Origin of the sequence: Micromonospora sonneratiae (assembly GCF_042679305.1) — a bacterium.
GTDB lineage: Bacteria > Actinomycetota > Actinomycetes > Mycobacteriales > Micromonosporaceae > Micromonospora_H > Micromonospora_H sonneratiae.
In genome coordinates this window covers 49,252-67,478 of record NZ_JBHTMP010000016.1, presented here as the reverse complement: position 1 = coordinate 67,478, position 18,227 = coordinate 49,252, and the positions used below count along the sequence as shown (strand labels likewise).

17 protein-coding genes are annotated in these 18,227 nt (G+C 70.2%); 3 read left to right on the top strand and 14 right to left on the bottom strand.

Features of this window, described 5'->3' with window-relative positions; translation table 11 throughout:
• Window position 1 precedes the first annotated feature (1 nt).
• The 7 genes from ACFQ4H_RS12915 to ACFQ4H_RS12885 all read right to left on the bottom strand — a co-directional run bounded on the left by ACFQ4H_RS12915 (window position 2) and on the right by ACFQ4H_RS12885 (window position 6,897).
• Window positions 2-2,200, bottom strand: a complete 2,199-nt coding sequence (locus ACFQ4H_RS12915; protein ID WP_377570448.1) for an MMPL family transporter — start codon at window positions 2,198-2,200, stop codon at window positions 2-4.
• A complete protein-coding gene (locus tag ACFQ4H_RS12910) occupies window positions 2,200-2,877 on the bottom strand; it encodes a TetR/AcrR family transcriptional regulator (RefSeq protein ID WP_377570446.1) in 678 nt (225 codons plus the stop codon). The genes ACFQ4H_RS12915 and ACFQ4H_RS12910 overlap by 1 nt, the downstream gene beginning before the upstream one ends.
• Window positions 2,878-3,028: 151 nt before the next feature.
• A complete protein-coding gene (locus tag ACFQ4H_RS12905; protein ID WP_377570445.1) occupies window positions 3,029-3,784 on the bottom strand; it encodes a class I SAM-dependent DNA methyltransferase in 756 nt (251 codons plus the stop codon).
• Window positions 3,784-4,986: an MFS transporter gene (locus tag ACFQ4H_RS12900; RefSeq protein WP_377570444.1), complete on the bottom strand. Its 1,203-nt coding sequence runs from the start codon at window positions 4,984-4,986 to the stop codon at window positions 3,784-3,786. The genes ACFQ4H_RS12905 and ACFQ4H_RS12900 overlap by 1 nt, the downstream gene beginning before the upstream one ends.
• A 47-nt stretch (window positions 4,987-5,033) precedes the next feature.
• The gene (locus ACFQ4H_RS12895) at window positions 5,034-5,990 is read right to left on the bottom strand and encodes an alanine racemase (protein ID WP_377570442.1); all 957 of its coding nucleotides are present in this window, start codon (window positions 5,988-5,990) and stop codon (window positions 5,034-5,036) included.
• Between the two features lie 230 nt (window positions 5,991-6,220).
• The gene (locus tag ACFQ4H_RS12890; RefSeq protein WP_377570440.1) at window positions 6,221-6,682 is read right to left on the bottom strand and encodes a VOC family protein; all 462 of its coding nucleotides are present in this window, start codon (window positions 6,680-6,682) and stop codon (window positions 6,221-6,223) included.
• Window positions 6,679-6,897, bottom strand: a complete 219-nt coding sequence (locus ACFQ4H_RS12885) for a hypothetical protein (protein ID WP_377570438.1) — start codon at window positions 6,895-6,897, stop codon at window positions 6,679-6,681. Before ACFQ4H_RS12885 ends, ACFQ4H_RS12890 begins: the two co-directional genes overlap by 4 nt.
• A 109-nt stretch (window positions 6,898-7,006) precedes the next feature.
• Here ACFQ4H_RS12885 and ACFQ4H_RS12880 point away from each other — a divergent pair, with 109 nt between their 5' ends.
• A complete protein-coding gene (locus tag ACFQ4H_RS12880; protein ID WP_377570437.1) occupies window positions 7,007-8,008 on the top strand; it encodes a helix-turn-helix transcriptional regulator in 1,002 nt (333 codons plus the stop codon).
• Here ACFQ4H_RS12880 and ACFQ4H_RS12875 read toward each other — a convergent pair.
• From ACFQ4H_RS12875 to ACFQ4H_RS12850, 6 genes are all read right to left on the bottom strand, one after another.
• On the bottom strand, window positions 7,980-8,669 hold the full coding sequence (locus ACFQ4H_RS12875) for an ABC transporter ATP-binding protein (RefSeq protein ID WP_377570434.1): 690 nt from the start codon (window positions 8,667-8,669) through the stop codon (window positions 7,980-7,982). The two genes, ACFQ4H_RS12880 and ACFQ4H_RS12875, sit on opposite strands and share 29 nt — an antisense overlap.
• 1 nt (window position 8,670) lies before the next feature.
• A complete protein-coding gene (locus ACFQ4H_RS12870; RefSeq protein WP_377570433.1) occupies window positions 8,671-9,678 on the bottom strand; it encodes an ABC transporter ATP-binding protein in 1,008 nt (335 codons plus the stop codon).
• Complete coding sequence (locus ACFQ4H_RS12865; protein ID WP_377570432.1) at window positions 9,675-10,559, bottom strand: ABC transporter permease; 885 nt, start codon at window positions 10,557-10,559, stop codon at window positions 9,675-9,677. Before ACFQ4H_RS12865 ends, ACFQ4H_RS12870 begins: the two co-directional genes overlap by 4 nt.
• Entirely contained in the window at window positions 10,556-11,533 is a 978-nt protein-coding gene (locus ACFQ4H_RS12860; RefSeq protein WP_377570431.1) for an ABC transporter permease, read from the bottom strand. Before ACFQ4H_RS12860 ends, ACFQ4H_RS12865 begins: the two co-directional genes overlap by 4 nt.
• Complete coding sequence (locus ACFQ4H_RS12855; protein ID WP_377570428.1) at window positions 11,530-13,113, bottom strand: ABC transporter substrate-binding protein; 1,584 nt, start codon at window positions 13,111-13,113, stop codon at window positions 11,530-11,532. The genes ACFQ4H_RS12860 and ACFQ4H_RS12855 overlap by 4 nt, the downstream gene beginning before the upstream one ends.
• Before the next feature lie 220 nt (window positions 13,114-13,333).
• Complete coding sequence (locus ACFQ4H_RS12850; protein ID WP_377570427.1) at window positions 13,334-13,882, bottom strand: hypothetical protein; 549 nt, start codon at window positions 13,880-13,882, stop codon at window positions 13,334-13,336.
• 128 nt (window positions 13,883-14,010) lie between these two features.
• Here ACFQ4H_RS12850 and ACFQ4H_RS12845 point away from each other — a divergent pair, with 128 nt between their 5' ends.
• Together ACFQ4H_RS12845 and ACFQ4H_RS12840 are read left to right on the top strand one after the other, a co-directional pair.
• The gene (locus ACFQ4H_RS12845) at window positions 14,011-15,321 is read left to right on the top strand and encodes an MFS transporter (protein ID WP_377570425.1); all 1,311 of its coding nucleotides are present in this window, start codon (window positions 14,011-14,013) and stop codon (window positions 15,319-15,321) included.
• Window positions 15,318-17,123, top strand: coding sequence for a glycoside hydrolase family 2 protein (locus ACFQ4H_RS12840; RefSeq protein ID WP_377570424.1), 1,806 nt, complete (start codon window positions 15,318-15,320; stop codon window positions 17,121-17,123). The genes ACFQ4H_RS12845 and ACFQ4H_RS12840 overlap by 4 nt, the downstream gene beginning before the upstream one ends.
• A gap of 57 nt (window positions 17,124-17,180) precedes the next feature.
• On the opposite strand, the gene ACFQ4H_RS12835 is transcribed toward ACFQ4H_RS12840, so the two are convergent.
• The gene (locus ACFQ4H_RS12835) at window positions 17,181-18,167 is read right to left on the bottom strand and encodes a DUF2804 domain-containing protein (protein WP_377570423.1); all 987 of its coding nucleotides are present in this window, start codon (window positions 18,165-18,167) and stop codon (window positions 17,181-17,183) included.
• Window positions 18,168-18,227: the final 60 nt, after the last annotated feature.

The window sequence follows — 18,227 nt, the reverse complement described above, 5'->3', positions numbered from 1 at the left end:
TTCACCGGAGCTTGGCGCCCTCGACGTCCAGGTCGGGCAGGAGCCGGTCCAGCCAGCGGGGCAACCACCAGGACGCCCTGCCCAGCAGGGCGAGTACGGCCGGAACCAGGGTCATCCGTACGACGAACGCGTCGACCAGCACCCCGACCGCCAGGCCGAAGGCCATCGCCTTGACGATGACGTCCTCGACCGTGACGAAGCTGGCGAAGACGGAGAACATGATGAGCGCGGCGGCGACGACCACCCGGGAGGCCTGCTGCGCCCCGACGACGACCGCCTCCTCGGGATCGCCGGTGTGGACGTACTCCTCCCGCATCCGGGAGACCAGGAAGACCTCGTAGTCCATGGCCAACCCGAACAGCACCGCCATCAGGATGATCGGCATGAAGCTGACCACCGGGCCGGTCGTCGACACCCCGAACAGGTCCTTGAGCCAGCCCCACTGGAAGACCGCGACGACGGCCCCGAACGAGGCGGCCACCGACAGCAGGAACCCGATGGCTGCCTTGACCGGCACCAGGATCGACCGGAAGACCAGCAGGAGCAGCAGCAACGCGAGACCGACGACGATCAGCGCGAACGGCAGCAGGGCACCGGCCAACCGGTCGGAGACGTCGATGGCGACGGCGGTCTGACCGGTGACGGCCAGTTCGGCCCCGGTCTGCCGTTCCAGGTCGGAGATCCGGTCACGGATCTCGGTGACGAGGCTGCTGGTCGCCTCGTCCTCGGGGCCGGTGCCCGGAACGACCTGGACGATCGCGGCGGTTCCACCGGGCAACGGCTGCGGTACGGCGTAGACGACGTTGTCGAGTCCGCCGGTGAACTGTCCGGGCGTACCGGTCGGGGTGCCGCCGATGATGGCGGCGAGTTGTCCGGCGGTCTGCTCGGCGGTGGCCGGCTCCAGCCCGGTGGCCAGGACCAGCAGCGGCCCGTTCAGGCCCGGCCCGAAGTGATCGCTGATCAGGTCGTACGCCTGGCGTTGGGTGGTCTCCGGGGCGGCGGTGCCGTTGTCCGGCAGGGCCAGGCGCAGTTGCAGCGCCGGGATGGCCATGGTCAGCAGCGCCAGCACCGTCACCACGATGGTCACCAGCGGGCGGCGGGTGACGAACTGCGCCCACCTGGCCCCACCGGTACGGGCGGGGGTGTCGGCGTGCTCGGCCAACTCCTGCTCCCGCCGCAACGCCCGGGAACCGGGCCTGGGGGCCAGCCGGGCACCGGCGAAGCCCAACAGGGCCGGCAGCAGCGTCAACGCGACCAGTACGGCGACCAGCACCGTGCCGGCGGCGCCCAGACCCATGACGGTCAGGAACGGGATACGCACCACCGACAGGCCGACCAGGGCGATGATCACGGTCAGGCCGGCGAAGACGACGGCGGAGCCGGCGGTGCCGGTGGCCCGCCCGGCGGCCTCCTGCGGATCGGTGCCGGCGGCCAGCAGGGACCGGTACCGGGACAGGATGAACAACGCGTAGTCGATACCGACGGCCAGGCCGATCATCAATGCGAGGGTGGGCGCGGTGGAGGAGAGGGTGATGGTGCCGGAGAGGGTGAGCAGCCCGCCGAGGCCGACGCCGATGCCGACGAGCGCGGTCAGCAGGTTCATCCCGGCGGCCACCAGCGAACCGAAGGTGACGACGAGTACGACCACCGCCACGGCGACACCGATGAACTCGGTGGGGCCGATCTGCACGCCGGTCGTGGTGTAGGCGTTGCCGCCGACCGCCACGTCCAGACCGACGGCCCGGGCCGGGGCGACCTTCTCCTCGAGAGCGTCGAGGGTTCCGTCGGCGAGTTCCTGGGTGGGTACGCCGTACTGCACGACCGCCATGGCGGCCCGCCCGTCCGGGCTGACCACCTTCGCCTGGAACGGATCCACCACCACGGCGACCTGCGGTGCCTGCTGGGCGGCGGCAACCGTCTGGGCGATCGCGCCGACGTAGCGGGGGTCGGTGACGGTGGTCCCGTCCGGGGCGACGAAGACGATCTGCGCGCTGGCTCCCGCCGAGGCCGGGGAGAGTTCACGCAGTTCGTCGAGCGCCTGCTGGGACTGGGAGCCCGGGATGGTGAACTGGTCGTCGAACTCCCCGCCGAGCGTGGCGAAGAGTCCGATCACGGCGGCCAGGATCAACGTCCAGGCGCCGATCACGACGCCACGTCGGCGGAAGCAGGCGCGGCCGAGTCGGTAGAGCAGCGAAGCCATCAAGAAAGCCCTTCGGCGTTGTGCGGTGGTACGGGTGGTGCTGGCGGTGCCGACGTGACGGCCCGGAGCATGAGCAGTAGGGCCGGACGGTGCAGCCCGCTGACCTCGCCGTTGCCTTCGGTGGAGATCTCCTGCAACGCGAGGCCGTCCATCATCCCGATCACGATTCGGGCGAGTTGGGAAGCAGGAATGGTCAGGTTGACCCCGGCCCGTTGGACGGCGTTCTCGATCAGGCTGGTGAGGCGGTCGATTACCCGGCTCATGTGTCTGCGTAACGCGGCGACAGCTTCCGGATGCCGGCTCGCGTGCAGGGCGTACTCCATGTAGACGACGGCCCAGGCCCGGTCCTGCCGGTAGGTCGCCAGCCCGCGTTCGACGGCCGCCGCGACCGGGTCGTCCTCCTCCTCCACCCCGGTGAGCTGTTCCTCCAGCAGTGCCATCCGAGCGGTCATCTCCCGCTCGAACAGCGCCGCGAAGAGTTCGTCCTTGGTACGGAAGCTGGAGTAGAACGCCCCCCGGGTGAAGCCGCCCCGGCTACAGATGTCCTCCACCCGGGCCGCCTGGAAGCCCAGGTCGGCGAAGGTGCTCAGGGCGGCGTCCAGCAGGCGTTCGACCGTCACCTCGCGGCGACGCTTGTACGGCTCGGGGCCGTCCACGGATGCCAGTTCTCGACTCACGATACGCCAGCGTACTCAGTACACCCGTGTATCGAGCTAGTTTTCCAGGGAGTGCCCGGTCACATCTCGCCGCAGGATCGTGCAGGTGTGGTGCTCGGTGTGCCTCGGTCCACGCGGAACAGGTTGCCAACGGGCCGGCTCGGGTCTCCCATCAGCGGCGTGCGACGAAGTAGACCCGATGAAGCTGCTCCGCGGCTGCAATCTGGTCGCCGGCGAGCGGTGTGAGCAGGTCGGCTGGCGCGGCGAGGTACGTATCGCGCCAGCCGACCTGCATGAGCGCGTCGGCGACTTGGCCGAGCGGCACGACCGAGTTCGTGATTGTGGTCGCGAAGCGGTCGTACCGGCCGTCCGACGCCCGTACCGCCCCGGAGATCCGGTAGAAGCCGTATCCAGCTTCCTCGTTCAGGGCGCCTCGGTACAGCAGGATCGACTCCTCGGTCTCTCGCACCTGGATCGCGTTGATACCGAGCAGGGCTTTGCGGGTCGCCACGTCGAAGGCGAACACACCGCCCGGCCGTACCGCCCGGAAAGCGCACTCCAGATAGAGGCCGATCCGTTCCATGCTGCCAAGATGGTTCGGGATGTCGTACGTCGAAACCGCCAGCGGGAACGGCTCAGCAACGGCAAAGTCCGTGGCGTCGCCGTGAACGAGCACGGCGCTGTCACCGAGCCGGACACGGGCACGCCGCAGCATTGCCTCCGAAACGTCCAGCCCGGTCACCTCGTACCCCGCCTGCTGGAACTGGGCCGCCACTATGCCGGTGCCGCAACCGATGTCGAGCAGCCGCCGCTCGGCATTCGGATCGAGAGCCTGGTGCAGCCGCAGCAACTGCTCGGCGGCCCGGGTCGGGTACGGGCTCCAGTGCTCGTCATAGGCCTGGGCGAAGCCTTCGGCGTACTGTTCCATCAACTTGCTCCACTATGGTCGGTTAGCTGGCGCACTTGCGGCGAGGCCAGCGGGGCGAGTCCGGCGGCCAGCACCACGGCGCCGGCGGTGAGGGTGGCCAAGTCGGCGCCCATGCCGGTAACGGCGCGCCCGGCGAGGTAGATGCCGACCGGCTTGAACGACAGCGCGACCAAATAGTTACAGGAGGTCACCCGCGCCAGCACGGCCGCCGGCACTCTCTGCTGCAGGGTGGTCTCCCACAGGACGCTGAAGACGTTGAACGCCGCTCCGGCGCAGAAGGCGGCGGCGCTCGCCACGGCCACCGGCGCGCCAGTCCCCATGGCGGCCAGCGGTGCCGCGAGCAGCGGCGTAACCAGGGCTGCGGTACGCAGCGGCCGCACGGGCCGAATCCGTAGGGTGGCGAGCACCGACAACAGCATCCCGGCGATGTAGCCCGCGAGGATGACTGACCAGCCGATCGCGCCGCCGAGCCGTTGGGCGGCGAGCACCGGCCCAAGCACCGTGAACGTCGCCGCTGTACCGGCGTTGAGGAACGCGGCCGATCCGACCACCACCCACAGCCACTGTCGGCCGACGAACTCGCGGAACCCCTCGCGCAGGTCGACCCAGACATGGCGACGGGTGCGAGGGGCGGCGGGGGTGCTGGCGCGTAGCGTGGCGAGCAGCGCGGCGGCGACAAAGTAGGTGGCGGCGTCAACTGCGGCCGCTACACCTGGGCCGAGCAGCGCGACCGCCGCGCCGGCTACCGCAATGCCACCGATGGTCGCGGCGTTGCCGCCCAGGCGCAACAGCCCGTTCGCCGGCCGCAGGTGGCGCCGGTCGACCACGTCGGGTATCACGCCGGTCAGTGTCGGAAGCAGCAGTGCTGAGGCGCCGCCAGCCACGGACGCGGCCCCGACCAGAAGCGGCAGTGGTGCCCAGCCCGTCAGCAGCATCGCGGCGAGGGCGGCGAATGCGCAACCGGAGATCGTCTCGGCTGCTACCAGCACCCAGTGGCGCGGGAACCGGTCGCCGATCACCCCACCAAGCAGCATCAGCCCAAGTTGTGCCGCCGCGTGCCCGGCCAGCACGACAGACAGCGTCACCGGGGTTGCGCCGGGCAGCGCGAGAACACCAAACGTAATCGCGATCGGGCCGAACGAATTGCCGAACATGGATATGGTTCGGCCGGCGAGGAGCAACGCGAACCGGCGCTGTCGCAACAGGCTCAGATCGGCGACCAGCGAACCCGCTGGACGCGACGTTGTAGTCACACGCGGTCCGGCGCTGCGAACGGTCGCCAGGTCGCCACCTGCTCGCCATCTGCAACCACAGTGATTTCGACGCCGTACTTGAGAAGGTTGGCGGCGAGCGGACAGACGTGGGCCGGGACGAGCCGGTCCGAATAGGGCGACGCTGCCGGCATCCAGGCCACTCCCGCGTCCCAGTGCTGTGCGCATCCGTCGAGCAGTTCGGTCGCGTCGGCGGCGACGCTGAGCGCCACGTCGGTCGGCGCGCAGACGCCAGCGGCCGCCAGCCCGCCGTCGAAACTGGCGTAAACCCCGGCGCAGATCTCGGTCACGCCGTCGACACCGCAGGCACCCGGCGCGGTCGGGGTTCCGCCGACGCTCACGACTGGACAGTCGATGCCGGCGTCGCGGAGCGCTTCGGCCACCGCGACCACGCTCTGTGCGTACCGCCGTCCAACCTCGTACCGGTCCCGAATCTCGTCGGCGGTCGCGGTTGGACAGTAACCGGAGAGCCCGTCGAACCGTACGCCGGTCGTGTCCACGGCAAGTCTCGCGAGCGCAAGGGCAGACTCTGCCGGCGTATGCCGCAGATCGATGCGGACCCCGACCTCGGTGTCACGCTCGGTCGCCGCCGCACCGATACCGGTGATCGACTCGGGCCGGTCGACGTGGATCGCAAAGCGTGGAATGGTCGCGGCGGCATCGGCGAACAACGGGAACCGCCACGCATCCGGCCACGGCCAGGCCAGCACGATGTCCTGAACGCCGGCCTCGGCGAGCCGTACGGCAGCGCTGGCGGTGTGCACCGCGACGCCGACCGCGCCAGCGGCGACTTGCCGCTGCGCCAACTCTGCCGTGCGGTGCGCCTTGACATGGGCACGAACCTGGCAACCCGCAGCCGCCGTGGCTCGATGGAACCGTTGGATGTTCGCGTCGATCCGCAGCAGGTCGACGACAACCGGGGGAAAGGACACCATGGCCGCCCGCGAATACGCCGGGCGACCATCAATGGCGCCCGGCGCGATCACGGTAATCCGATTAGGACTCGATCGGTGGTTCGAGGCAGCGCATAACGATCTCCCTTCGTTGAAAACCGGTGATCCGACGCTAGGGGATCAAGAGCAATGCGTCAATGGCGATCCGCGATCAAATCGAGCACAGTCGCTGCGGCGCCTTCAGCTGTGGCTTCCAGAAGCCTCAGGACAGGTCAGTCCAGGCAGAACTCGTTGCCCTCGGGGTCGGCCATCACGATCCAGCCGGCGCCCATCGGGGGCTCGGGTTCGTGGCGACGTACCCGGGTCGCTCCCAGCGCGACGAGCCGGTCGCACTCGACCTCCAGCACCGCCATCCGCTCCTCCCCCTGTAGTCCGGGAGCCACGCGGACGTCGAGGTGGACGCGGTTCTTGGCGACCTTGTCCTCCGGCACCTGCTGGAAGAACAGCCGTGAGCCCTGCCCGTCCGGGTCCTCGATGGCCGACCTCGTGTTGCGCTGCTCCTCCGGTACGCCGATCCGCTCAAGGAAGTCGTCCCAGGCGGCCAGTGGGTCGGCCCCCTCGGGCAGGTCGACTCCGGGCGGCCCGGGGTGGACGTAGCCCAGCACCTCGGCCCAGAAGGAGGACAGCGCCTTCGGGTCGTGGGCGTCGAAGGTGACCTGGAAGTGGCGGCTCATCGGGTTGCTCCGTTCGTGTCGGGTTTCGTGTGCTGGTAGAGGTCGCGTAGCAGGCAGACCTCGGACAGGTGGTGGATCAGCTCGCGGTCGACGTTCAGCACCAGATCGGCCATCGGTAGCTCGGGAAAGGGTTCCTTCGCGCCGATCGGGACCCGGAGCCCAGCCTCGCCGAGGCTGCGTACCCCGGTCAGCCAGATGCCGAGCTGGCCCTCCATCTGGTCGAGCGCAGCGTCCGGTTCCAGTCAGGTTCATCCGCGTCCATGCAGCCACCCTGACACCCCTAGCGGACAGGATCGGTCCGCTATCTCTGAAAGGGTGGACGACATGGACGTGGCGAGCGGTGACGAACGCGGTACGACGGAACGGGTCCTCACCCTGCTCGGGCTGCTCCAGCAGCGCCGGGTCTGGACCGGCCCCGAACTCGCCGACCGGCTCGGGGTCACACCGCGCACGGTACGGCGGGACGTCGGGCGGCTACGCACGCTCGGCTATCCGGTGTACGCCAGCCAGGGTGTCGGCGGCGGCTACCAGCTCGGCCAGGGGCAGAACCTGCCACCACTGCTCCTCGACGACGAGGAGGCGATCGCCACCGCGGTCTCGCTGCTGGCCGGCGCGGGCGGCGGGGTCGCCAGCACCGGTGACGCCGCACTCCGGGCGCTGACCAAGCTCGACCGGGTGCTCCCCACCCGACTACGGCACGAGGTGCGGGCGCTCTCCGGCTCGGTGGAGTCCTTCGGCGGGGGCCGTACACCGGTCCCGCCCGAGGTGCTCATGACCCTGGCCAGGGCCTGCCGCGACGAGGTCGAGGCCGGGTTCGACTACCCGTCCGGGAGCGAGGTACGACGGCGGCGGGTCGAGCCCTACCGCCTGGTCGCCTCCGACCGGCGCTGGTATCTCCTCGCCTACGACCTCGATCGCGACGACTGGCGCACCTTCCGCGTCGACCGGATGACCGACGTGTCCGCACGGACCTGGCGCTTCCGTCCACGGCCGGTGCCCGACGCGGCGACGTACGTGCAGGAGGGAGTGGCGAGTCGGGTCTACCCGCACCAGGCGCGTTTCCTCGTGCACGCGTCGGCCGAGACCGTACGCGCGCAGGTTCCGCCGTCGGCGGCCGTCGTGACCCCGCGAGGAAGCAGGCTCTGCGAGGTGCACAGCGGTGGGCGCAGCCTCGACTTCGTGCTCATGCACGTACTCCTGCTGGGGCACGACTTCGAGGTCCTCGACCCGCCGGAGCTCGGGAGGCGCTGCCGGGAGCTGGCGGAGAGACTGCTGTCGGCCGCCGGGCAGGTGCCTGTCACGCTACGACGACAGCGTCCCAGGTGACCGTATGGTCGGCCCACCGGTCGAGCAGCACCTGATCGTGGCTGATCGCCAGCACACCGGCACCGCTCTCCCGCCGATATTCCTCGACGGCGCGTACGAGATGCGCCTGGGTGCTGGCGTCGAGCATGGTGGTCATCTCGTCGCAGATCAGGTAGCGCGGGCGCAGGGCCAGCGCCCGGGCCAGGCAGGCCCGCTGGAGCTGCCCGTCGGAGACCTCGTGCGGCCGGCGGTCGAGCAGTTCCGGGGTGAGGCCGACCGGGTCGGCCAACGCGGGCAGCAGGTCTGCCGTCTCCCGCCCCCGGCCGGTGGCCCGCAGCGGTTCGAGGATGATGTCCCGCAGCCGGAGCCGGGGGTCGACGGCCAGCCGGGGCTGCTGGAAGACGATGGCGACCCGGGTACGCATCGCCCGGGGTGCGCCGTGCCGCCAACCGGGTACGGGGTCACCGTCGATGGTGACGGTGCCACCGGCCGGACGGCGCAGCATCGCCAGGACGAGCCCGAGCGTGGACTTTCCGCAGCCGCTCGGCCCGGCCAGCCCGATGGTGGTCCTCTCCGGCAGGGTGAAGTCGACACCGTCGAGGACGGTGTGCCGGCCGTACCGGACGGTGACCTGGCGCGCGGTCAACGCCCGGCTACCGGACACGGGTGCGGATGCGGTCATCTCAGCCTCCTTGCGGGTGGTGGCAGGCGACCTCACCGTCCGGGGTCGGCGTCGACGGTGGCAGTGTGTCGCAGCGCCGGTCGACCCGGGGGCACCGGGCCGCGAAGGCGCAGCCGTCGGGCAACCGGGTCAGCTCCGGCGGAAACCCGGGCAGCGGCCGGAATGCCCGCTCGGGCAGGGCGTCCAGCAGGGCGGCGGTGTACGGGTGCCGGGGCCGGTCGAACAGTTCCGCCGTGGGTGCGATCTCCACGATCCGGCTGGCGTACATGACGGCGACCCGGTCGGCGACCCGGCGGGCCGCGGCCAGGTCATGGGTGATCAACAGGATGGCGTGGCCGGCGTCGCGCAGCCGGGCCAACTCGTCCATGGTCGCGTCGACCAGCGGCCGGTCCAGGCCGGTGGTCGGCTCGTCGGCCAGCAGCAGCCACGGATCTCCGGCCAGCGCCAACGCGGTGGCCGCCCGCTGGGCCAGCCCGCCGGAGAGCTGGTGCGGATAGCGGTCGAGGTGCTGTTCCCCGAGCCGGGCCCGTCCGGCGTACCGGCGGGCGGCGGCCCGGGCGTCTCCCCCGGCGGTGCCCAGCACCGACGTCGTCTCCCGCAGCTGTGCCCCGACGGTACGCACCGGAGTGAGGTGCGCCGCCGGGCTCTGCGGCACCAGGCCGATCTGGCGTCCCCGGATCCGGTTGGCCAGCACCCGTTCACCGCAGCTGAGCAGGTCGAGGTCGTTGTCGAGCAGCGCCCGACCCCGGATCTCCGCGTTGCCGGGCAGCAGGCCGAGCAGCGCGGAGGCGAGTACGGACTTGCCGCAGCCGCTCTCGCCGACCAGCGCCAGGCACTCGCCGGCCGACAGGGTGAAGGTGGCGTCGGTGACCGCCGTGACGGTGGCGTCGGGCAGCCGGAACCGTACCGACAGGCGGTCGACACCCAGGCTGTGACCGGCGTGACCGGGGTGGCCGGTCCGGTCGTCCGGTTGCGGCGCACGGGTGCGTTTCTCGGCGGCGGTGCTCACAGTTGCAACTCCGTACGACGGCGGGGGTTGAGCCGGTCCCGCCACCAGCCGGAGAGTACGGCGATGGCCAGGGTCGGCACGATGATGAACAGACCCGGCACCAGGCTGGGCCACCACACACCGGCGAAGAGTTCGCCCCGCCCATCGTTGATCATGTTGCCGAGCGAGGCGAGGTGCGGCGGCAGGCCCAGGCCGAGGAAGCTCAGCGCCGACTCGTGCCAGACCGCGTGCGGCACCATCAGCACCGCAGCCAGCCCCAGCTGCGGGATCACCGCCGGCAGCAGATGCCGGACCAGGATCCGCCAGCGGGACGCCCCGCCCGAGATGGCCGCGTCGACGAAGGTCCGGGACCGCAGGGACAGCACCTCGGCGCGGACGATCCGGGCGGTCGTCAGCCAGTGGGTGACCCCGATGGAGACGATCACCGCGCCCACCCCGGGGGCGAACATGGCGACGATGAAGATGCCCAGCAGCAGGTGTGGCAGGGAGCCGAAGGCATCCACGACCCGCATCAGCAGCCAGTCGACCCAGCCACCGGCCACGCCCGCCAGCAGTCCGACCAGCCCACCGATGACGGTGGCGACCGCCGCGGCGACCACGCCGACGGTCAGCGAGACCCGCAGCCCGTACAGCGACCGGACGAGCAGGTCCCGACCCAGCTTGTCGGTGCCCAACAGATGGTCCCCGGAGGGGGCCTGACTGGCCGCGCCCAGGTCCACGATCCGCTGGTCACCGGGGAAGATCAGCGGTGCCAGCAGGGCCGCGCCGACCAGCAGGGCCAGCACCGCCAGGGCGGTCCAGGCCCCGATCCGGCGGCGTCGACCGGCCGTGGGGCTGCCGATGTGCGTACGTCCCGCCGGACGCCAGACGAGGTCGCTCATCGCAACCTGACCCGGGGGTCGGCCAACGTGTAACCCACGTCAGCGGCGAGGTTCCCGACCAGGACCGTGATCGTCGCCAGCAGGGTGAGCGCGGCCAGCAACGGGAAGTCCACGGCGAGGGCGGCCTCCACGGTGGCCCCGGCCACGCCGGGCCAGGAGAAGACGGCTTCCACCAGGGTCACTCCGGTGATCAGTTCGGGCACCCGCGCGCCGGCCAGCGTGATCAGGGGCAGCAGCCCGGAGCGCAGCGCGTGTCGGACGAGCACCATCCGCTCGGGCAGGCCCCGGGCCCGGGCCCCGGTGACGAAGTCCTCGGCGAGGGTGTGGGTGACGGTCTCCCGTACATAGAGGATGAACCACGGCGACTGGGAGACCGCCAGCACCGACGCGGGCAGGACCAGGTGCCGGGCCACGTCGCCGGCCTGGACCGTGGTGGCGGCGGCGTCGGTCAGTCCACCGCTGGGTAGCGCACCCAGGGTCAGGGCGAAGACCGCGATCGCGGCCAGCGCCAGCCAGAACGTGGGGATCGACTCCAGCGCGTAGCCGGTCCAGGTGACGGCCCGGTCGAGCAGACCACCCGGTCGACGGGCGGCCAGCGTACCGAGCGGGATGCTGATCAGCATCGCCCCGACCAGGCCGGCGGTGGTCAGCAGCACCGTCCAGCCGATCCGGTCACCGATGACCTCACCCACCGGGCGACCACCCATGCTGCGGGCGGTGCCGAAGTCACCGCTGAGCAGGTTGGTCAGCCACTCCCAGTACTGCACCAGCAGCGGCCGGTCGAGTCCCCAGTTGGCCCGCATCCGGGCCAGGTCCTCGGCGGTGAGTCGGGCCGCGCCGGCGTCGCCCACGTACTGCAACACCGGGTCGAACGGTGAGGCCTTACCGATCAGGAACAGCCCGAACGACACCACCAGCAGCAACGGTACGGCGGCAGCCAGACGCAGCCCGACGGTACGGGCGATCGCCGTCATCGACGTGGTGTCCAGTCCTCAAGGTTCCACCAGATGCCGTTGAAGCCGTGGTCGTGCGGCTCGGTACGCGGCAACTGTCCGGTCCAGGCATCCCGCACGATGAAGGTGTGGCGCAGGAACACCAGCCCGATGTTGGGTAGGTCGGCGGCGACCTTCCGCTGCGCCTCGTGGTAGAGCCGTACCCGCTCGTTGGTGTCGTTGGTGGCCCGCGCCCGGTCGAGCAGGTCGTCCACGGCAGGGTTGGCGTAGCGGCCGGGGTTGGCGTAGCCCTTGCCGCCGAGCGCGGAGTAGAGCGAGTCGTAGAGGTCGAAGTCCGGGTCGTACGGCGAGCCGCTGCCGAACAGCACCGCGTCCCGGCCGAGCCGGGGGTTGATCCCCGCCCAGTCGAGGCCGACGAGTTCCACGTCGATGCCGACCTTGCGCACGTCGGAGGCCGCCGCGGTGGCCAGGTCCTTGCGGAGGCTGTCGCCGGCCGGGTACATCAGGGTGAACTTCGCCCGCTGGCCCGCCCTGACCCGGATGCCGTCACCGCCGACCGTCCAGCCGGCCTCGTCCAGCAGTTTGGTCGCAGCGGCGGCGTCGGCAGCGCCGGAGCGGGTCAGCGTCGGGTCGAACCACTGCCCCGCGTCCGGGGAGATCAGTCCGAAGGCCGGCTTGCCCTGCCCGTTGAGCAGCGCCCGCAGCATGCCGTCCCGGTCGACGGCCAGGTCGACGGCCCGACGGATGGCCAGGTCACCGGCGACCGGGTGGTTCATCGGCATCGAGATCATCCGGTAGTCGGAGGTGGGGTTGTCCCACCTGCGGTGGCCGGAAAGCTCGCCCAGCCCGTCGGCGATCTTCGCCGGCAGCACCGCGCCGTCGAGTTCACCGCTGCGCAGCCGGGCGGCGCGGACGTTGTCGTCGGCGATGAAGGCCATGGTCACCCGCTTGATCGCAGGTGCCCCGCCCCAGTACGCCTCGTTGGCGGTCAGCACCAGCTTCTCCCCGGCGGTCCAGGACTCGACCCTGTACGGCCCGGTGCCGATCGGCCGCTGGTTGAAGGGTGCGGTGTTGACGTCCTGTCCGGCCAGCAGTTTCGCCGGCACGATGCCCAGCGTGGTGCGCTTCACGAACGGCGCGTACGGGTACTTCAGGTTGAACACCACGGTCCGCTGGTCGGGTGCGGAGACCTCGTTGATCGCGGCATATGCCGGTCGTAGCGTCGAGTCGGTCTTCTCGTCGAGCACCGCGCGGTAGGTGAACACCACGTCGTCGGCGGTCAGCGGGGTGCCGTCGTGGAAGGTCACGCCCTGGCGCAACGTGAAGGTGACGGTCCGGCCGTCCGGGCTGACCTGCGGAAGCTTCTCGGCCAGCGCGGGCACCGGCTCCAGCTTCTCGTCGTACGCGACCAGCCCGTCGTAGATCTTGCTGGCGCCTTCGACGGCGTAGCCGAGGACGGGGTTGAGTGTGTCCGGCTCCGACTGCACGCCGAGAATGATCGAGTCGGTCGGCCTCGTGTCGGTGCCCGGACTGCCACCGCAGCCGACCAGCAGCGCGCCCACCAGGGCGGCGCTGCCGATCCCCGTCAGCACTCGGCGCATGACGCAGCTCCTCTGTTATTGCCAATGTCTAGCAATAAGCTACGTGCCGATTGACCGGCCGTAAAGCTCAGAGTCGCCGGGATCACCCCGGGTGCCGGTGCAGGCAGGGCCGGTACCCGGCTGCCGGGGCCGGGCTGTTCCGCTTCCCGCCCTGTCGAGCTGAGTCGTTTGCGCTACCGGTTCAGGGCCGACCACAGCCGGCGGCGAGTCGTTTGCGCTATCAGCTCGACAGGCCGCCGAACCGCAACTCGCGGTGGGCCAGCAGGTCGATGCCGTAGCGACTGTAGATCTTCAAGGTGTTCTCAGCCGTCAACTCGGCCTCGTTGAAACCGAGCACCGCCGCGACGCCCAGCACCGCATCGCGGGAGTCGGCCTCGATCTCCAGGTACGGCGGAATCAGCGGCCACTCGTCGACCTCCAACCGGGCACCGTCGAGCACGAAACTGGTACGCCGGTTCTCCTGGTACGACTTGGCCACGAAGCCGATCCGACCGAGGAGATCGTTGGCGACCTCGAACCGGTCGACACCGACCTCGATCTCGTCGGTGCCGTCGATCCCGTCGTGCCTGATCTCCTTGACGGCGAGCGTCGCACCCGAACCGGTGTCCCGAAGCCGAATCCAGCGAGTCCCGTCGCCGGTCGCCAGGTCGTAGACGTAACGACGCTGCAACGTTGTCTCGCCCACCTGCCGGCCACCCCGGGAAACGATGGTTTCGGCGATCTTCACAGGATCGACGTCAAGGACCTTGGCCTCGTACTCGGTCGGCATCGCAGATCCCTTCGCGGTGTCGGGTAGGAGTCCCATTCTCGTTGCCTGGGAAGCAATGGCCACCAGGGCGGATCAGCTGGCGAATCGGCCCAGGTCGTACGGCGGAAAGATCTTGTAGTGTCGCGCGGGTGACAACGACCCGCGCGGGTAGCGGTCTGGGCCCACGACTCTGGACGGCGCTGGTCGTCCTCGGGTTCGTCGGCCAACTGGCCTGGACCGTGGAGAACCTCTACCTCAACGTCTTCGTCTACGACACGATCAGCGACGACCCGAACGTCATCGCCACCATGGTCGCCGCCAGTGCGGTGACCGCTACCCTGGCGACGCTGCTGATCGGCGCGTTGTCGGACCGGCTGGGGCGACGACGGATCTTCATCTCCGGCGGCTACCTGCTGTGGGGGCTGGCCACCGCCACCTTCGGCTTCCTCACCGTGGACGCGGTCGAGAGCATCGCCCCGGTCGCCAACGTCGTGCTGGTCACCGCGATCTCCGTCATCGCCCTGGACTGCCTGATGTCGTTGCTCGGCGCGGGCGCGAACGACGCCGCCTTCCAGGCCTGGGTCACCGACGTCACCGAACCCCGCAACCGGGGGCGGGTCGAGTCGGTGCTGGCGATCATGCCGCTGGTCTCGATGCTGGCCATCTTCGCCGGCTTCGACGGTCTCACCCGGGCCGGACACTGGCAGCAGTTCTTCGTCATCATCGGGCTGATCATCGCGGCGGTCGGGGTCGTCGCCTGGTTCCTCGTGGACGACCATCCGTCGCTGGCCAGGCAGCACGGCGGCTATCTCCGGTCCGCCATCCACGGACTACGCCCCAGCGCGATCCGGGCCAACCCCGGGCTCTACCTGGCGCTGTCCGCCTGGTCGATCTGGGGCATCTCGACGCAGGTCTTCCTGCCGTACCTGATCATCTATCTCCAGCGGTACCTGAGGATCGAGGGGTACGCGATCGTCCTGGCCGTCGTACTGACCGGTGCGTCGGTCGTCAGCGTCCTCGGCGGCCGGCTCATCGACCGGGTCGGCAAGGTACGTTTCCTGCTGCCCGCCACCGCCGTCTACGGCATCGGACTGCTGCTGATGACCGTCGCCCGGGGCATGGTCCCGGTGATCCTGGTCGGACTGGTGATGATGTCGGGCTTCATGCTCGTCCTCGCCCCCATCGGCGCCCTGGTCCGGGACTACTCCCCACCGGACCGAGCCGGTCACGTCCAGGGACTACGGATGGTCTTCGCCATCCTCGTGCCGATGCTCGTCGGCCCGTACCTCGGTGCCGCCGTGATCAAGGGTGCCAACGAACACTACGAGGAACTCGGTGTGGTCAAGCAGGTCCCGACCCCGGCGATCTTCCTCGCCGCGGCGGCTGTGCTACTGCTGATCGTCGTACCGGCGATGGCACTACGCAGGAGGGCAAAATTGGCTGGAGGGGAGCACCGGTGACGCAGAATCTGCTCACCCCGTGGGGCGAGACGCTCGACCCGGACAACGTCCTGCCGGAATACCCGCGTCCGCAACTGGTACGCGACAGTTACCTCAACCTCAACGGCCGGTGGGCGTACGCCATCACCACTGCCAGCAGCGAGGACGAGCCGGCCGCGTACGACGGGGAGATCCTGGTGCCGTTCTCCCCCGAGTCGGTGCTCTCCGGCGTCGGGCGGCAACTCCAACCCGACCAGACCCTCTGGTATCGCCGGCCCCTCAGCCTGCCCGCCGGTTTCGTACCCACCGAGACACCGTCCCGGGTGCTGCTGCACTTCGGCGCGGTGGACCAGACCTGCCGGGTGTTCCTCAACGGGGTCGAGGTCGGCAAGCACACCGGCGGCTACCTGCCGTTCCACTGTGACCTCACCGACGCGCTGCGCGACGGGGAGAACACGCTGGTGGTGGCGGTACGCGACATCAGCGACACCGGGCACCACTCCCGGGGTAAACAGAAGCTGCGCCGGGGCGGCATCTGGTACACCGCCCAGTCGGGCATCTGGCAGACCGTGTGGGTCGAGTGCGTGCCGGTCGTACACGTCGAACGACTCACCCTGACCCCGGCGCTGGCCGACGGGTACGTCGAGGTCACCGTGCATGCGGCGCAGCCGGCGGGGGCCGACGTGGCCGACGCCGTGCCGGCCGGGACCGACCCGGCGGACGCCCGGGTCGAGGTCCTCGCCGACGGCGTCGTGGTCGGCGCGGTCACCGCGCCCGCCGGGCAGCCGGTGCGCATCCCGATCCCGGACGTAAGGCCCTGGAGCCCCGAGGACCCCTACCTGTACGACGTCACCGTCGCCCTCGGCGCCGACCGGGTACGCGGCTACGTCGGGATGCGGTCGTTCGGGGTCGGCCCGGACGCTGCCGGGGTGCCCCGGCTGCTGCTCAACGGCCGCCCCTACTTCCACGCCGGCATCCTCGACCAGGGCTACTGGTCCGACGGCATGTACACCGCCCCGTCGGATGCGGCGCTGGTCCACGACATCGAGACCATGAAGCGGCTCGGCTTCACCATGCTGCGCAAGCACATCAAGATCGAGCCGCTGCGCTGGTACCACCACTGCGACCGGCTGGGCATCCTGGTCTGGCAGGACATGGTCAACGGCGGCAGCAGCTACCACCCGCTGGTCGTCACCGCCCCGGTGCTGACCCCGCTGCGGCTGGACGACCGACGGTACCGCTGGTTCGGTCGAGGCGACGCCGAGGGCCGTGCCCAGTTCCGGACCGAGTTGCGCGACACCATCGAGCACCTGCGCAACGTGGTCAGCCTGGCCGTCTGGGTGCCGTTCAACGAGGGCTGGGGCCAGTTCGACGCGGCACGGGTAGCCGAGGAGGTCGCCGCCCTCGACCCGACCCGTACCGTCGACCACGCCAGCGGCTGGCACGACCAGGGCGGCGGTGACCTGCGCAGCCTGCACGTCTACTTCCGCCGGTTCCGGGTGCCCCGGCAGCGACGCGGAGACAGTCGGGCCCTGGTGCTGTCCGAGTACGGCGGCTACAGCCTGCGGATGGCCGGGCACGCGTTCACCGACAAGGAGTTCGGCTACCAGCGGTTCACCGACGCCGACACCCTCGGTGCGGCCTTCACCCGGCTGCACACCGAGCAGATCGTCCCCGCCATCGACCGTGGGTTGAGCGCCACCGTCTACACCCAACTCTCCGACGTGGAGGACGAGCTGAACGGGCTGCTCAGCTACGACCGGCGGATCGCCAAACTCCCCGAGGAACTGGTCCGCGCGGTCAACGACCGGCTCCGCCTGTAGGGAAGGCGCCCCTTCCTGTCGTTCTTGTCTTTGGAAGGGGCCCTCACCAACATCAGGTCACCAGCGGTTGCGGGCCTCCTCGGCCCAGCCGACCAGGCCGTCCAGGTCGACCCGCTGACCGTCGTCGGTCTGCGCCCAGCCGGAGAAGTGTCCGAAGCACTGGTGGGTCTCGTTCGCGACCACGCCCAGGTTGGTCCGGGCGATCTTCTCGTGGAACGGGTGGAACTGCACGTCGGCCTGTTCGCCGCTGATCCGCCACGGGCGTAGCCAGTCGCTGCGGTCGTAGCTCCACCGCAGTTCCTCGCCGATCTTGTGCAGTCGACCATCGACGAAGACCGCGTTCTCCGTCGTACCGGTGCCGTCGGTCCACTTCCCGCCGAGTTGGATCGAGGTGCCACCGGGGCCGCTGCCCGCCGCCCAGTTCCAGGCGATCGAGTACGGCCACTTGCCCCGGCCGTGGTCGAGTACGGCGAACGAGTCGTCGGCACTGATGGTGTACTCGCCGGTGGCCAGGCGCAGTCGGCCGGTGCACGGGCGACCCACGTCCTTGACCGTGTACTGGAACCGGTTCGGGCCCCACGGGACCACCACCCCGAGGGACTCGTGCCCCTCGGGCAGCGAAATCGCCAGTTCCAGGTCGACGCCCCGCGTGACGGCCCGCAGCGTGGTGCCATCGGCGCGCTGCTCGATGTCGATGCGCACCCCGCCACCGCGTACGGCCGCCGTGCCGACACCGCTGCGCTCGGGCAGTACGGCCCCTCGGGCGAACGGAACCACCACGTCCTTCTTGATCTCCGCGCTGGTGGCCCGGTCCAGTACGTACACGCCATGCAGCCCGGCGTAGTCCAGCGACGACGCCACCAGCCCGATGATGTGGGTGGGGGTGACGATCCCCCAGTACTCCCAACGCTTGGCCCGACCCCAGCCGCGCAGGTTAGCCCGGTGCAGCGGTTGCCGGGTCCAGCCGACCGCCGCCGGGTTCAGCCGACCGTCGGGCAGGCACAGGTCGACGGGCTCGGTGATCTCACGCTCGTGTGTCGGCATGGCGAGAGGTTAGCGGGCAGCTCTCCCCCCTGACCAGCAGGGATGCCAGCGGGAGGCGCT

What these genes read in the sequence shown, in the direction of transcription:
- ACFQ4H_RS12890 (WP_377570440.1), bottom strand. Translation starts at nt 6,682, where the DNA reads ATGAGCCGCCACTTCCAGGTCACCTTCGACGCCCACGACCCGAAGGCG.
- ACFQ4H_RS12865 (WP_377570432.1), bottom strand. Translation starts at nt 10,559, where the DNA reads ATGAGCGACCTCGTCTGGCGTCCGGCGGGACGTACGCACATCGGCAGC.
- ACFQ4H_RS12835 (WP_377570423.1), bottom strand. Translation starts at nt 18,167, where the DNA reads ATGCCGACACACGAGCGTGAGATCACCGAGCCCGTCGACCTGTGCCTG.
- ACFQ4H_RS12850 (WP_377570427.1), bottom strand. Translation starts at nt 13,882, where the DNA reads ATGCCGACCGAGTACGAGGCCAAGGTCCTTGACGTCGATCCTGTGAAG.
- ACFQ4H_RS12915 (WP_377570448.1), bottom strand. Translation starts at nt 2,200, where the DNA reads ATGGCTTCGCTGCTCTACCGACTCGGCCGCGCCTGCTTCCGCCGACGT.
- ACFQ4H_RS12895 (WP_377570442.1), bottom strand. Translation starts at nt 5,990, where the DNA reads ATGGTGTCCTTTCCCCCGGTTGTCGTCGACCTGCTGCGGATCGACGCG.
- ACFQ4H_RS12855 (WP_377570428.1), bottom strand. Translation starts at nt 13,113, where the DNA reads ATGCGCCGAGTGCTGACGGGGATCGGCAGCGCCGCCCTGGTGGGCGCG.
- ACFQ4H_RS12905 (WP_377570445.1), bottom strand. Translation starts at nt 3,784, where the DNA reads ATGGAACAGTACGCCGAAGGCTTCGCCCAGGCCTATGACGAGCACTGG.
- ACFQ4H_RS12875 (WP_377570434.1), bottom strand. Translation starts at nt 8,669, where the DNA reads ATGACCGCATCCGCACCCGTGTCCGGTAGCCGGGCGTTGACCGCGCGC.
- ACFQ4H_RS12885 (WP_377570438.1), bottom strand. Translation starts at nt 6,897, where the DNA reads ATGGAGGGCCAGCTCGGCATCTGGCTGACCGGGGTACGCAGCCTCGGC.
- ACFQ4H_RS12880 (WP_377570437.1), top strand. Translation starts at nt 7,007, where the DNA reads ATGGACGTGGCGAGCGGTGACGAACGCGGTACGACGGAACGGGTCCTC.
- ACFQ4H_RS12860 (WP_377570431.1), bottom strand. Translation starts at nt 11,533, where the DNA reads ATGACGGCGATCGCCCGTACCGTCGGGCTGCGTCTGGCTGCCGCCGTA.